Annotated in this window: 11 protein-coding genes, 1 tRNA gene and 2 pseudogenes; 6 read left to right on the top strand and 8 right to left on the bottom strand. The window is 63.3% G+C overall.

Annotation, left to right across the window (positions count from 1 at the left end; genetic code table 11):
* The first annotated feature begins 371 nt into the window (after positions 1-371).
* From ACQR1H_RS12370 to ACQR1H_RS12350, 5 genes are all read left to right on the top strand, one after another.
* A complete protein-coding gene (locus ACQR1H_RS12370; RefSeq protein ID WP_315800039.1) occupies positions 372-953 on the top strand; it encodes a beta-1-3, beta-1-6-glucan biosynthesis protein in 582 nt (193 codons plus the stop codon).
* A gap of 355 nt (positions 954-1,308) precedes the next feature.
* Positions 1,309-4,014 (top strand): glycosyltransferase, encoded by a 2,706-nt coding sequence (locus tag ACQR1H_RS12365; protein ID WP_315800040.1) that lies wholly within the window; start codon positions 1,309-1,311, stop codon positions 4,012-4,014.
* 431 nt (positions 4,015-4,445) lie between these two features.
* A tRNA-Lys gene (locus ACQR1H_RS12360) sits at positions 4,446-4,521 on the top strand.
* Between the two features lie 229 nt (positions 4,522-4,750).
* The gene (locus ACQR1H_RS12355; RefSeq protein ID WP_316236522.1) at positions 4,751-6,073 is read left to right on the top strand and encodes a TylF/MycF/NovP-related O-methyltransferase; all 1,323 of its coding nucleotides are present in this window, start codon (positions 4,751-4,753) and stop codon (positions 6,071-6,073) included.
* A gap of 53 nt (positions 6,074-6,126) precedes the next feature.
* Positions 6,127-6,831 (top strand): hypothetical protein, encoded by a 705-nt coding sequence (locus ACQR1H_RS12350; RefSeq protein ID WP_316236523.1) that lies wholly within the window; start codon positions 6,127-6,129, stop codon positions 6,829-6,831.
* Positions 6,832-6,941: 110 nt separating this feature from the next.
* Here ACQR1H_RS12350 and ACQR1H_RS12345 read toward each other — a convergent pair whose 3' ends face one another.
* The 6 genes and pseudogenes from ACQR1H_RS12345 to ACQR1H_RS12320 form a co-directional block, all read right to left on the bottom strand.
* The gene (locus ACQR1H_RS12345) at positions 6,942-7,799 is read right to left on the bottom strand and encodes an IS3 family transposase (protein WP_315800043.1); all 858 of its coding nucleotides are present in this window, start codon (positions 7,797-7,799) and stop codon (positions 6,942-6,944) included.
* The gene (locus ACQR1H_RS12340; RefSeq protein WP_409997868.1) at positions 7,796-7,981 is read right to left on the bottom strand and encodes a hypothetical protein; all 186 of its coding nucleotides are present in this window, start codon (positions 7,979-7,981) and stop codon (positions 7,796-7,798) included. Before ACQR1H_RS12340 ends, ACQR1H_RS12345 begins: the two co-directional genes overlap by 4 nt.
* Before the next feature lie 15 nt (positions 7,982-7,996).
* Positions 7,997-8,197, bottom strand: a pseudogene (locus ACQR1H_RS12335) (transposase); the annotation flags it as partial.
* Positions 8,198-8,339: 142 nt separating this feature from the next.
* Positions 8,340-8,426, bottom strand: a pseudogene (locus ACQR1H_RS12330) (transposase); the annotation flags it as partial.
* 99 nt (positions 8,427-8,525) lie between these two features.
* Complete coding sequence (locus ACQR1H_RS12325; RefSeq protein ID WP_316236528.1) at positions 8,526-8,774, bottom strand: DUF7662 domain-containing protein; 249 nt, start codon at positions 8,772-8,774, stop codon at positions 8,526-8,528.
* Between the two features lie 287 nt (positions 8,775-9,061).
* Entirely contained in the window at positions 9,062-9,604 is a 543-nt protein-coding gene (locus tag ACQR1H_RS12320) for a hypothetical protein (protein ID WP_316236529.1), read from the bottom strand.
* Between the two features lie 986 nt (positions 9,605-10,590).
* On the opposite strand from ACQR1H_RS12320, the gene ACQR1H_RS12315 reads away from it, so the two are divergent.
* Positions 10,591-11,214 (top strand): LysE family translocator, encoded by a 624-nt coding sequence (locus tag ACQR1H_RS12315; RefSeq protein ID WP_316236705.1) that lies wholly within the window; start codon positions 10,591-10,593, stop codon positions 11,212-11,214.
* Between the two features lie 168 nt (positions 11,215-11,382).
* Here ACQR1H_RS12315 and ACQR1H_RS12310 read toward each other — a convergent pair whose 3' ends face one another.
* Both ACQR1H_RS12310 and ACQR1H_RS12305 read right to left on the bottom strand, forming a co-directional pair.
* Complete coding sequence (locus ACQR1H_RS12310) at positions 11,383-12,537, bottom strand: IS4 family transposase (RefSeq protein ID WP_315800429.1); 1,155 nt, start codon at positions 12,535-12,537, stop codon at positions 11,383-11,385.
* Between the two features lie 254 nt (positions 12,538-12,791).
* The gene (locus ACQR1H_RS12305) at positions 12,792-14,429 is read right to left on the bottom strand and encodes an isocitrate lyase (protein WP_434898693.1); all 1,638 of its coding nucleotides are present in this window, start codon (positions 14,427-14,429) and stop codon (positions 12,792-12,794) included.
* Between the last annotated feature and the right edge of the window lie 52 nt (positions 14,430-14,481).

The following is a 14,481-nucleotide window of genomic DNA, read 5'->3' as shown; positions in this document are numbered from 1 at the left end:
AAGCGCCAGCGGCGTAGGGAGGGATTTCAGTTCCGTTCTCCAGGCAGGGTGGTGTCGATTACCCGGTCGGCGGCGATCTGCCAAGTAGGCGATCGGGCCCGACGGCGCACCGGGCGTACCCGCTCCAAATCACCCTTTTACGATGACGCGAGAAAGTTGGTACGTTGCTGGACAAAATCCGAGATTCCGGTCATTGGGAATCCCGGTTGACCCCGGCCGTCGCAACCCAGGTTCTGGACCCCTGCGCAAGCGCCCGTTAGGAACGCTCTGCGACAGTCGGAATCAATCTCCCGCCGCAATCGGGGCTGATTTGATCGGCATCAACACTGCGTCCGTCAGGGGACGGCACGAAGGCAACAATCGGGGAATTTATGGGTCGACGCGTGCTCCACTCCAAGTTTTCGGTTTCGCGCCTGTCGGCGGCTCTGGGCCTCGTGCTGCTCATCGGCGCCCCCGGCGCGCTCGCCCAGAGCGGCAGCGACCATCCCCAGGACCAAAAGCCGCAGGCGGCCAATCCGGCCGACGTGTCGAAGGAGAACCAGCGCAAGGCCGACGAATTCACCGAAGCGTCCCAGGCGCTCTCTGGCGGGCCGGCCGGCAATCCCGAATGCGTCTGGCTCGGCCGCCGCGTCGTCCAGCTGATGTACAATGACGACCTCGATACCGCCTTCCGCCACCTCGATCTCTATGACCGCTTCGGCTGCCCCGGTGGCCACGTCCAGGCCGCCTTCCGCTGCCTGACGCGTTTCATCCCGCAGATCGATCCGAAGGTGCCGAACTCGCTGAACAACCACGTCCATGGCTGCTGGATCAATCCGGATGCCAAGCCGCAGGTGGCTGCGGCGCCTGCGCCGGGCCCGGCCTCGACCCCGGCCGCGCAGGCTTCGCCGGCGCCGGCGCAGCAGCCCGCCCCCCCGGCCTCGCCGGCGCCCGCGCAGCCTCCGGCGAAGTGACCGGCGCCTGACGGCAGGCAGGACGCACGATCCCGCCGACCGGGCGCCATGCGCGGCGTGCGGCATGACAGCGCTCCGATCACGTGGCAGGATACGGCCGTGATACGATCGAGGCCGTCGACGCGCGCCTGAGCCTCGCCCCGGTTCAGGCAGCGTTCAGCAGGATTGGGCTCTGTTGGGATGACGTATGACGTCGCGGCCTTCGGCTGTGACGGCGTGAGACTGATCGCCTTCGCCGTTCGCCGTCGAACGCACGCGTGAACACGATCCCGGTAGCATCGCATACCCGAGATGGAACGGCGATCGACCGCTCCGCTTCACCGCTGACTTGATCCTAGGAATGGTTGCCCCTCCCATGCGTGCCGTCGTCGCCGTCCTGCTCCTCGTCACCGCCGTGCACGCCGCCCTCTGGGGACTGCTGCAGGACAAGCAGGAGGCCCCCAACTTCACCGGCCTGCTGCAGAGCGTCTCCTACGATCCGCATGAAGGAACCGGGGCCCCCGGCGCCAACACCGTGGCTTCGCCGGACCGCATCCGCGCCGACATGAAGAAGCTCGCCACGATCACGCGGGCGATCCGGCTCTACTCGTCGACCGGCGGCCTCGAGATCGTGCCGCCGCTGGCCGCGGAGGCGGGGCTGAAAGTGATGCTCGGCGCCTGGATCGACAAGGATCCGGACCGCAACGAGCGCGAGATCCAGTCGGCCATCACCCTCGCCCGCCGCAACAGCAACGTCATCGGCATCGTGGTCGGCAACGAGACCATCCTCACGGCGACGCAGAAGGTCGACGAGCTGATCGAGAAGATCAAGCGCGTGAAGAAGTCGGTCAACGTCCCCGTCACCACCGGCGACGTCTGGAACACCTGGCGCGACAACCCGGAGCTCGCCGCCAATGTCGACTTCGTCGCCGCGCACGTCCTGCCCTATTGGGAGTTCTTCACCGACGACCAGGCGGTCGACCAGGCGGTGGATCGCTATCAGCTCCTGAAGAAGCAGTTCACCGGCAAGCGCATCATGATCGCCGAGTTCGGCTGGCCGAGCCAGGGCTACAGCCGCAGCGGCGACGGCCGCGGCCCCGCGGTGCCGGGCCCGCTCCGGCAGGCCAAGGTGTTGCGCAATTTCCTCGCCCAGGCCGCCTCGATCGGCATGGAATACAACATCGTCGAGGCGATCGATCAGCCCTGGAAATATTTCGAAGGCGGCGTCGGCCCGTATTGGGGCGTGCTCAACGCCGCGCGCGAGGCGAAATTCGCCTGGACCGGCCCGATCGTGAATCCCGACTATTGGAAGCTCGCGGCCATCGCGCTCCTGGTCGGCGTGCTCCTGTCCTTGCCGATCGTGCGGCTGCGCCAGCCGACGGTGCTGCAGGCGTTGATGCTCGCCATCACGGCGCACGGTGTCGGCGCCTGGGTCTCCACCGTCTTCGCCTATTGGAACGTGCACTATTTCGTCTGGGGCTCGACCTTCGCGCTGACGCTCGGCCTGATCCTCCTGGTTCCCTTGATCCTCATCGCGATGGCCCGCATCGAGGAGATCGCCGCGATCGCCTTCGGCCGCGAGCCGCGCCGTCTCCTGACCCGCGACAAGGTCGCGCGCGACCGCGCCGCCATGCCCCAAGGCTATTGCCCGAAGGTGTCGATCCACGTGCCGGCCTATTTCGAGCCGGTCGAGATGATGAAGCAGACCTTGGATGCGCTGGCGCGGCTCGACTACCCGAACTACGAGGTCGTCTGCATCATCAACAACACGCCCGATCCGGCGTTCTGGCAGCCGATCCAGGATCACTGCCGCATGCTCGGCGAGCGTTTCAAGTTCATCAATGCCGAGAAGGTCAAGGGCTTCAAGGCCGGCGCCTTGCGCATCGCGATGGAGCGCACCGCCGTCGATGCCGAGATCATCGGCATCATCGACGCCGACTACGTCGTGACGCCGGACTGGCTCTCCGACCTCGTGCCGGCCTTCGCCGACCCCACCGTCGGCCTGGTGCAGGCGCCGCAGGAGCATCGCGACGAGGACCTGTCGCTGATGCACTACATCATGAACGGCGAGTATGCCGGCTTCTTCGACATCGGCATGGTCCAGCGCAACGAGGAGAACGCGATCATCGTGCACGGCACGATGTGCCTGATCCGCCGCGCCGCCATGGACATGGCCGGGGGGTGGTCGAGCGACACGATCTGCGAGGACACCGATCTCGGCCTCGCCATCCAGGAGCTCGGCTGGCAGACCCACTACACCGCCACCCGCTACGGCTCGGGCCTGCTGCCCGACACCTACGAGGCGTTCAAGAAGCAGCGCCATCGCTGGGCCTATGGCGGCTTCCAGATCGTCAAGAAGCACTGGCAGCGCTTCCTGCCCGGCAGGAGCCGGCTGACGGCGGACCAGAAGCGCGAGTTCTCGCTCGGCTGGCTCAACTGGCTGGGCGCCGAGAGCCTCGGCGTCGTGGTCGCGATCCTCAACCTGATCTGGACGCCGATCGTCGCCTTCGCCGGCATCGCCATCCCCGACAAGATCCTGACCATCCCGATCCTCGCCGCCTTCGTGGTCTCGCTCGCCCACTTCCTGATCCTCTACCGGCTGCGGGTGGCGGTGAAGCCGTGGCAGATGCTGGGCGCGATGGTCGCGGCGATGTCAGTGCAATGGACCGTCAGCCGCGCCGTGGCGCAGGGCCTGATCACCGAGCACCTGGCATTCGCCCGCACCTCCAAGGGCGGCCTGTCGCGGATGTCGATCGAGTTCCAGGCGTTCTGGGAGGCCGTGATCGGCGCCCTGCTCCTGATCGGCGCCACCATCCTGATCGTGACCAACACGTTGCAGATCACCGAGCTCTACATCTTCGCCGCCGTCCTGATCCTGGAGAGCCTGCCGTTCCTGTCCGCGGTCGCGATCGCGCTGCTGGAGATGTCCCGCATCAACTCCTTCGAGTTCTGGCGCCACGCCACCGTCCGCACCGCCGAGCTGATCGGCCTGCGCCCGGTCTGGGTGCCGGAGCTGGCCGGCCCCGGCATGCAGCCGGCCCCGCTGAGCGCGGCGGCAACGAAGGTGGCGGAGAAGGTGTAACGCCGAGCGAAGCGCGCGCCGCGTAGCCAGGATGAGCGGACGCATGGGCCCGAAGGGCGCAGGCGGCCGCGACATCCGGGGTCATCGCGACGGCCCGTGAGCCCCCGCAGGTCGCCTCCGCGGTCGCTCTCTCGAGCGCCGACGGCGGCCCATGACGGCGGCCCATGACGGCGGCTCATGGCGGGCTACGGCACCGTCATCGCCGCACCCGAAACGATCGTCGATCTCCCGTGGTTTCCCCCGGCCGCCCTATTGACCGGAACGGACCCACCCCCTACACAGCGCCCACGACAGGATGCGGCCCAAGGCCGGGGTTTTGCCGCCCCGATCTCATGCCGCAGTGAACCACGGCCACGCTACACGCGTTCCGATGGGGACCTGCCGACGATCCGGACAGTGACGGCCCTGCCGTCGCACCGCTTCTTGGAAGCGAGCGCGTAGCTCAGCCGGTAGAGCACGTGACTTTTAATCATGGGGTCCCGGGTTCGAGTCCCGGCGCGCTCACCAAGATCCCGAACGATCGAATGGTCAGCCTGGCAGACGCCTCGCCTGGCCACGTCGGAACATCGGTAGACGATGCGTGGCCTCGATCGCCCATAAGCGGCAGCCTGGATGCGTCTCGATCGGAACTCGATTTCATACTCAATGAGTCAAACGCCCTCGATCCTCACGCGGCTTTGAATCCTCAGTCATTTCCTTGGCTACGATGCTCGCGCGAAGCTGGCGAGACGTCTCCATGATCTCTTCCACCCAGGCGATGTCACGAGGAAGCTGCACGATCACCGCGCGTCAGCTCGATCATGTCGCCGGAATTGCAGTCTGCGCAAGCAGGGTGCTAAGGTCGACAACCAAAGGTATCGCAAGTCATTTTTATCGAATTCCGGTAAGGCCTTTTTCGCAAGGCGTTCACGCCAGTGGAGCCAGCATGTCTGCAAGCTATGGCGCCGTGATCAACCGGCTGCTCAACGGCGTCGGCTTCCAACTCATTCGCCAATCGACGCTCCATCAGCTGGTCTCGTCGGCCCGCAATGGACATGCAAGCGAGCAGCGCAACGAAGGTGAGGATCAAGTCCGAACGGATTCGCAAGCCAGCGAACCGACGGAGACGGTATCGGCCAGCTATCTCCAGAACCTGCAGCGCGAGAGTTTGGCGCTTCGTGAGATGTCGACCGAGCTCATCAAGCTCAAGCTACAACTGGCCGGAGCGAACGACGGCACCAACTCGAGCGAGCCCTCCACGCCGGACGTTGCCGGCCCCCGGCTCTACACGCCCGTATACGACTACGCGGGATTGCGAACCGATCCCGCGATCGTGCACAACCATGACTTCATGCGGGATCCCCGCTTCGTCGCCGCCTACGAACGTGGCGCCGCCGCCGAGGGCTATGAGCCTCGCTATTTCTGGCGGACGCACGTTGCGCTCTGGTGCGCCAGCATCGGCGTCAGCCTTGGCGGCGATTTCGTCGAATGCGGCGTATGTCGCGGCATGCTCAGCTCTTCAATCATGCACTATCTCGACTGGAACAACCTCCAACGTCGATTTTTTCTGTTTGATACGTTTACCGGTGTCGACGAGCGCCTCGTCACTGATGAGGAGGTCGCAAGCGGCAACCTCGGCTACTTCAGACAGATGTACAAGACCGACATCTATGAGGATGCCGTTCGCAACTTCGCCGAATACAACAACGTCGAAATCATTCGTGGCAGTGTCCCATCTAGCCTGTCGACCGTCGACATCAATGCCGTCGCTTATCTGTCGATCGACATGAACAATGTCACGCCCGAGATCGCGGCCATCGACCACTTCTGGAGCAAGCTCCAGCCAGGCGCCCCGGTTCTGCTCGACGATTATGGTTTCGTCCGCTACGAGGCCCAGAAGCGTGCATTCGACGCTTGGGCCTCTCAGCATGGCGTCGCTATTCTCGCGCTTCCCACAGGGCAAGGCCTGATCATCAAGCCACCATCGGCGCCAGGGGCCGTGCGCCGGAAGCGGCGCCGCATAGCTCCATCTTTGTGCCGCGCCACCGTGAAGCGGTTTTTGGGGATGACGACGGCGTAAAGTTGTCCACATGCCGACTGGCTTGTTCGGCCAATCCAAGGCACAATCGAGCGTTGCAGTCTTTGATTTATTGCCGGGGCGTTTCGATGAATTGGGCAAGAACAGTCGTCGCGATTCCATTGGCTGCAATTGCCTTGTCGGGCTGCATCACGACATCGATGCAGGGATATGCCGACCGACAATTGCCGGCGAAGCCGATCGGCCGCATGGTCGCTTACGTCTCCGGACCCGGCCCTCTCGTATCAAGCATTCAGACCAACATCGCTGAGGAGGCCCGGAAACGCGGCGTCGTCGCTGACGACGCGCTGATGCTGTTTCCGCCGACACGGACCTACACCAATGCCGAGGTTCAACAGGGACTCGCGCGTGACGCGATTGAAGGCGTCCTCGTCATCAGCGTGGGCGATAGCGGTGTGCAGCAACAATACGCCGGGACGATCTTGTCGGGCCAATACACCGGAACATCGAGCTCGATCGGTACCGTCAACACCTTCGGCAACACGTCGACCATATCCATGAATGGGACGTCATCAGGCATGGTGGTTGCCACCGCGACGCCGACCTACCGCTACAAGCGTCAGACCACGTTCACGGCGCGGCTTCTTGAGGCAAGCACCGGACGAAACCTCTGGGTTGGAAATGGTCAGGTCAACGCCGGCGGCCTTCTGTTCGTCGGCGATGGCGCAAATGCGTCGAGCTCCGTCGCAGCGATCTTTGACGACTTGCAGCGCAAGGGCATCATCGGGTCATCAAGTTGATCAGAAGGGGCTTCATGAGTCTCCCCCTAACCCACCCCATCAGAAATATTAAGTGCACTGGACTGCACCCCTCAAGTGAGACACGATAATCTCAGTGACAATGGGTAAAGTCATCGCATCGTGTTTTGCTTGAACGCGGCTTCGAACTCAAGAGGAGATCGATAGCCGAGGGCCGAATGCAAGCGCTCCTTATTGTAGATCTCGGCGATGAAGCTGTTGATCCGGCGCCGGGCGTCGTTGACGTCGGCAAAGCTCTTGCCGTTGATCTCCTCGGCCTTGAGCGTCTTCATGAAGCTTTCGGCCTTGGCGTTGTCGAACGGGTTGCCGGGACTGCTCATGCTGATCTTGATGTCGCGCTTGGCCAGCCGCTCCCGATAGGCGATCGAGGAGTATTGCACGCCGCGGTCTGAGTGGTGGATCAGGCTGCCGGGCTTGGGGTTCCGAGATTGAAGCGCTTTGTCGAGAGCCGCGATCGCGAGGGAGGCGTCGAGGGTGTTGTCGAATGCCCAGCCGACCGCCTTGCGGGAGAAGCCGTCGAGAATGACGGCGAGATAGGCGAACGTCTTGGCGAGATGGACGTAGGTGATGTCAGCGACCCAGATCTGATCCGGAGCCGATGGCGCTAGGCCACGGATCAGGTTGGGGACGACGATCACGTCAGTCGGCCTTGCAGTCGGCGGCTTCAGGAAGGGCGTCTTGCGCTGCGCGAGAAGATTATCCTGACGCATGAGGCGCAGGACTTTCTTGCCATTGACGACCATTCCCAGACGCCGAAGAGCGGCGGTCACCCGTCGATAGCCGTAGAACGGATGCTTCAGGCAGATGCGCTGGAGCTGGTCGCGCAACTCGCACTCGGCTTCGGCGCGGCTACGTCGATTGAGATGCCGGTAATAAGTCGCTCGAGGCAGCCTTGCCAAAGCGCAGAGGCGCTGCACATGAGCGCTGGAGTCGGCTGTCTCCGCGGTCATGCTTTTGATGACTTCGATGATGCGGATACGGGTTTGCCTTGCGCTGCCGGCCGCTCCAGTGCGCGCAAGGCTTGCCGAAAAAAATCGAGGTCCATCTGCTGACGGCCGACCAGCCCTTCGAGCTCGGCAATGCGAGCATTGGCCCGTGCCAGTGCGGACCGCTTATCGTCATAGGTCGCCACAGATTTGAGCTTCCGGGGACCAGGCTTCGGTCCCGGCTTGCGGTTCAACCCGTCCGGCCCTTGCGCCCTCCAGGCCTTGATCCAGTCATGAAGGATCTTGCGCGATATCCCAAGGTCCCGAGCCACAGGCAGAACGCCTTCGCCTCGTTCGACACGCTTGATCGCCTTCAGTTTATAAGCCGTCGGAAACCGACGGGTCTTCCCTCTTGCTGCCACAGGTCATCCTCGGAATGCCTGTCACTGAGATTATCGTGTCTCACTTGAGGGGTGCAGTCCAGTACTGTCACCCAAATTCCGTCACCCAAATTCCTGTCACCCAAATTCAGAAATTACGTGCTTGCGGTGCTTGCGAGCCAGATCGAGCCAGATCGGCCGTCTTCGCACCGGCCTCGTGCTCTTTCAAAACCGCGATGATCTGCTCTTCCGTGAACCGCTTCCACTTCATCTGTCCGTCCTTCGTCAGGGCGGACCCTTAATCCCTCTGGAGGAAATTCTTAGGGGCAGGTCATCTGCGACATCTTAGCTGGGATCAGACATCGTGATATCATCGACGTCTGAAGGTAACTTGACGACGAACTCTATCCACTTCTGCACTGAAGCCCAGGGTCGTCCATGCCTTGCTTTGCACATGCCTTGTGCGGTCCGGGCCCTCGTTGCTCCACCACGCATCGTAATTCCGGGCTGAACTCGGAAGGGCTTGGCCGATCATCTGTTCCATTTCGTCGAAGGATAGAATGAGCTGACTTTCAGTAACCGACTGCAATCGTCGTTTAATAGGATCATAGAGGGACATCTATCGTACTCCTCATCACCCGCATTCCAGTGAAACATATCCTTCCGCGCGTGATCTAATCAATTGAATGCGTTGTCACGTAACTCAGAAAGCCCCCCAACCACCCAATGGCCAGGCCTCGGTCCCGCGCTCTCCGAACAGAGATGGACTCATACAGGCACCTGCCTTTGGGCTATGGCCCAGCGGTCCTAATCATCCAAGCCGAATGGCTCACCTATCGAGAAAATGCCACAGCGACTGCCGCAACAAGCAAGGTCATGGCGGCGCAACACCGAAAGCTCTGTCCATCACCTCCCGGCGGCATCGGCCTCCAGCACGACCTTCGCCACGGGATAGCGCCAGTCGTTCTTCGTGTTGTCGGCGGCGGCGTCGATGCCGGCCACGATGACCGCGCCGAGGATTCCGCCGTTGATGCCGCTGGCGAGACGCGCCTGGCGCGTCGAATCAAAGGGCGCGACCGTGATCATCCGCTTCTGATAGCCGGGCTTCTGGCAGGTCACGGCAAGCGTGCTCGACTGTCCGCGATAGAGCGGCACGCGCACCTTCGCGGGGCTCGTCATGGTTGCGCTGAAGCCGGAGGCTTCCAGTGAGCAGGACGCTCCGGCCATCTCGACCTCGCCTCCCCCGCCGGGATTGTGAAACGTTCGCACTTCCACGAGTTGGTCACCCGCGAACTCGGGCACGCTTGCGTCGGTGCGGCGCTTCGGCTCGTAGACGTCGATCCCTCGGCTGCCCGTCGTCGACCTGACGTCGGTCACACTGTTGACCGCAAGCGGCGCAGCACACCCGCCAAGACACGCCCCTCCAACGATGGCCAGCCAGCCGGCCATCCGACGCAAACCGTTCATTTGAGCCCCCACAGCACCCCTACTGTCGTTAATCCCAGGGGTAGCAGGGGCCGATCTGGGGAACAATAGCCGCAACCTCAGGGGGAATAGAAACAACTAACAAAAAGCCGACTTCGTTGCGTGCCGGCCACATTCGCTGTCGTCCCGTCACGCAATGCTCGCATGAGTTGCAGTGGTCGTTGAGCCTTCTTGGGACCGGATCATGGCGCGACGGCGCTGCGCTTTCCAGCAGAGTTGCCGTGAGGATGCGCGGAAAAACTTATTTCATCAGGTCCCTCAAGGCGATCACCCCTGTCCAGTCCCCTCGCCAAAAATATTCTACTTCACTTTTTCCGAATTCCATGGCTGACTGCGTCCATCCCGTGCTCCTCGAGAGGGGCGCTTCGCGATCGTCACGGACGTTGGGCGCGGGATGCGGTGGCCGCAGGTGGGTCGCAGCGTGCTTGGATAGTGCGCGGACGAACGGCTCCTTGCGGACGTGAAATCGCGTGGTCCTGGCGCCCCGACGCTGGCGCCAAGTCCTGGGGGATGATGACCCCCACGGGCGACGGTGGCTATCAAGCCGGACACCGGGGAGATCGCGTATAAGCGTGAAGACCATCGCGCGGGGAATGCCGGGTTGATCCGGCTGAACCTGTGGTGACTGCCGCCTGCTTTTTCTTCTGCAGGCGGGCCATGGGTTGCGGCCTGCAGCCCGGCATTCCCCGCGCCCTCTGTTTGCTGGGGGGGCGAAACGACCGCAACAGTTCGGGCGCGACAGGCGTCGCGATGACGAATGAACGCGCCCCCTGCCCGCATCACCCGCTGCGCGCCCTCGACGACGACGCACACGATGGCTCGCCCGGTCGTCACCGACCCGTGTCCGGCCTCCTTCTATCGTCCGCCGCTGCGCCGTGGAATGATGGAGGCCGATTTGAGATGCGCCGACTGCCCTTTGCCTGAACAACCGCGACCCTGGGAGCCCGCCGATGTCCACTGCCTTCCTGCTGACCTCGCTGATCGTGGTCGCCTCGCCTGGCACCGGCGTGCTCTACACGCTCGCAGTGGCGCTGACGAAGGGCTCGCGGATGAGCATCGCCGCCGCGTTCGGCTGCACGCTCGGCATCCTTCCGGCGATGCTGGCCGCGATCGTCGGGCTTGCCGCCGTGCTGCACACCAGCGCGCTGGCGTTTGCGGCGCTGAAATATTGCGGCGTCGCCTACCTGCTGTACATGGCCTGGGAGACGCTGGGCGAGCGCGGTGCGCTGTCGGTCGAGACGAAGGACGATGCGAAGCCGGACGCCCGCTCGGCCGGGCGGGTGGTGCTGACCGGCTTCCTGATCAACATCCTCAATCCAAAACTGTCGATCTTCTTCCTCGCCTTCCTGCCGCAGTTCATCGCGGCCGATGTGCCGCATCCGCTGGCGCTGATGCTGGAGCTGTCGGCGACATTCATGGCGATGACGTTCGCGGTGTTCGTGGTCTACGGACTGTTCGCGGCTGCCGTGCGCGATCGCGTCGTCAGCCGGCCCCGCGTGATGGCCTGGCTGCGCCGCGCCTTTGCCGGCGGCTTTGCGTTGCTTGGTGCGAGGCTGGCGCTGGCGGAGCGCTGAGGGCACCGCGCGACGGGGCGAGAGGGTCGCGTAGGAGAATGACGTCCTCAGCCACACGGTCCGGCACCAATTTGTTGCTCGTCATGCCCGGGCTTGTCCCGGCCATCCACGTCGATCCACGTCCGCCGAACGACGTGGATGGCCGGGACAAGCCCACGGCTGTCCGGTTCAGCTTCCGCATATTGCGAGGCTCAACTGTTGTGGGTTTTTGGCAAGTTGGGGTGGCCCCGTGAGCAATTGATCGATGGGGCGGCGATGCATGAGGTTGGTGCGGACCAATCTGGCAAAGACCAAGGGGCTTTGGATTGCCTTCTGAAGGTCTTGCGCGAGGCGAAGCAAGAGGAAGGCGATCAGGGCAACGGCGATCTGGATACGAACGGCGTTCTCAGAAGTCCCGAGGAACCTGGTGATCTTGAGGGTCTGCTTGACCCAACGAAAGAACAACTCGATGGCCCAGCGGCGACGATAGAGGTCGGCGATCTCTTGAGCGCTGGCATCGAGGTCGTTCGACAGGATGCGCAGGATCTTTCCCGTTTCCAAGGTGACGCGCACTTCGCGCACCGCAGTCTGCATTGGATTGCGGCGGCTGTAGGCTTGGCGTTGTGGAAGGAAGCCGATGCGGTCGGAGAGGATGTTGCCATCCGCGATGACAGGCAACTCCTCCACGACCCGCAGCGGCGTATTGGATTTGAACCGGGTCACGATTCGACAACCGGCGGCGTCCAGTTGAGCCCACCAAGCATATTCATAATAGCCGAGATCGAAGACGTAGGTTGCTCCCGGCTCGATGGGCATCTGATGCGCTGCAGTATTGTCGTTGACGTTGGCTCCGCTGATTGCCGCATAAATCGGCCGGTCGGCGTCGGCATCATAGATCACATGCACCTTGGCACCGCAGACACCGGTAGAGAACCGTGCCCAGCCAGCGCTGGCTTCTGTCAGCCGTACGCTGGTCGAATCAATCAAATACGTCGTCTCGGCAAGCTTGCGGCGTAACCGGCGATGGGCCTGCTTCATCATGATGGCCAACAGGGCGGCAAACATCTCCGCAGGCCGATTCATATTGGCGTCCGCGAAAGTCGAGCGGCGGACAGGGCCCCCACCCAGGTGATAAAGCCGCGCGGTGTGGCTCGACAGCCCGGTGACAATCTCACGCAGACTGGAAGCCCCCGAAAGCTGACCGTACAGCAGCGCCACAAATTGGTCTTTGGTGGAAAGCCGTCGAATCCGCGCGTCCGTGCCATGCTCGTCCACAAGCGCCTCGAAGCGATGCCAGGGGACCAACTTCAGAATGTCTCGGAATACTGTATTCTGATGCGGCATGGCGGGACCTTCCTGGTGTGTCTCGAACATTTGGCGATGCTCAAGACCGCAGAAGAATCCACGCCATGCACCATGTCCAGTCTGTCTGAACCGGACAGCCGTGGGACAAGCCCGGCCATGACGGCGTGGAGAGAGGCGACCTCAAGCTTCCAGGCTCACGATCGGCGACAGCTACAAGGCGCGTCCCCAAAAAGCGAGACCCGCCTGAAGCTGTCAGCTCCAGACGGGTCCTGTCAGTCCTCAGTCGGCCAAGCTCAGCCGAACTGGTTCATCGTGTTGTGCGCGCCGCCGGCCTTCAGGGCCTTCTCGCCGGCGAAGTACTCCTTGTGGTCGTCGCCGATGTCGGAGCCGGCCATGTTCTGGTGCTTGACGCAGGCGATGCCCTGGCGGATCTCGGCGCGCTGGACGTTCTTGACGTAGCCCAGCATGCCCTGCTCGCCGAAATACTCGCGGGCGAGGTTGTCGGTCGACAGCGCAGCGGTGTGGTAGGTCGGCAAGGTGATCAGGTGGTGGAAGATGCCGGCGCGCTTGGCCGAGTCCGCCTGGAAGGTGCGGATGCGCTCGTCGGCTTCCTTCGCCAGCGGGGTGTCGTCGTACTCCGCCTTCATCAGCTCGGCGCGGTTGTACTTGCTGACGTCCTGGCCCGCCTCCTTCATCGCGTCATAGACCTGCCAACGGAAGTTGAGGGTCCAGTTGAACGACGGCGAGTTGTTGTAGGCGAGCTTGGCGTTCGGGATCACCTTGCGGATGCGGTCGACCATCTTGGCGATCTGCTCGATATGCGGCTTCTCGGTCTCGATCCACAACAGGTCCGCGCCGTTCTGCAGCGAGGTGATGCAGTCAAGCACGCAGCGGTCCTCGCCGGTGCCGGGACGGAACTGGTAGAGGTTGGAGGGCAGCCGCTTCGGGCGCATCATCTTGCCGTCGCGGTTGATGATGACGTCGCCGCTGCGCGCGGTCGCCGGCGTCACCTCCTCGCAGTCGAGGAAGCTGTTGTACTGGTCGCCGAGATCGCCCGGCTGGCTGGAGAAGGCGATCTGCTGCGTCAGGCCGGCGCCGAGCGAGTCGGTGCGGGTGACGATGATGCCGTCCTCGACGCCGAGCTCCAGGAAAGCGTGGCGGCAGGCGCGGATCTTGGCCAGGAAGACGTCATGCGGCACCGTGACCTTGCCGTCCTGATGGCCGCACTGCTTCTCGTCGGAGACCTGGTTCTCGATCTGCAGCGCGCAGGCGCCCGCCTCGATCATCTTCTTGGCGAGCAGATAGGTCGCTTCCGCATTGCCGAAGCCGGCGTCGATGTCGGCGATAACAGGGACGACGTGGGTCTGGAAGCCGTCGATCTTGGCGATGATCTCGCTCTCCTTCGCCTTGTCGCCGGCCTTGCGGGCCGCGTCCAGCGTGCGGAAGAGATCGTTGAGCTCGCGCGAGTCGGCCTGGCGCAGGAAGGTGTAGAGCTCCTCGATCAGCGCGGGCACCGAGGTCTTCTCGTGCATCGACTGGTCCGGCAGCGGGCCGAACTCCGAGCGCAGCGCCGCGATCATCCAGCCGGAGAGATAGAGGTAGCGGCGGTCGGTCTTGCCGAAGTGCTTCTTGATCGAGATCAGCTTCTGCTGCGCGATGAAGCCGTGCCAGCAGCCCAGCGACTGGGTGTACTTGGTGCTGTCCTCGTCATAGGCGGCCATGTCCGCGCGCATCACGGCCGCGGTGTAGCGGGCAACGTCGAGACCGGTCTTGAAGCGGTTCTGCAGGCGCATGCGCGCCACGGCCTCGGCGGTGACGCCGTTCCAGGTCGGCTGGGTCTCGAGCAGCGCGCGCGCCGCCTCGACCTCGGCCTGGTAGGACGCGGGGCCCTGGAGGGCTTGGTCGTTCAGTCCACGCGGTTGGAAGTTCATGTCCGTGATCCCTTGGTTAAGGACAACCTGGGACCTGTTGTAAGCAGCCCGG

The sequence above is a fragment of the Bradyrhizobium sp. HKCCYLRH2015 genome (assembly GCF_051168215.1).
GTDB lineage: Bacteria > Pseudomonadota > Alphaproteobacteria > Rhizobiales > Xanthobacteraceae > Bradyrhizobium.
This window is presented reverse-complemented; position numbering and strand designations above follow the sequence as displayed.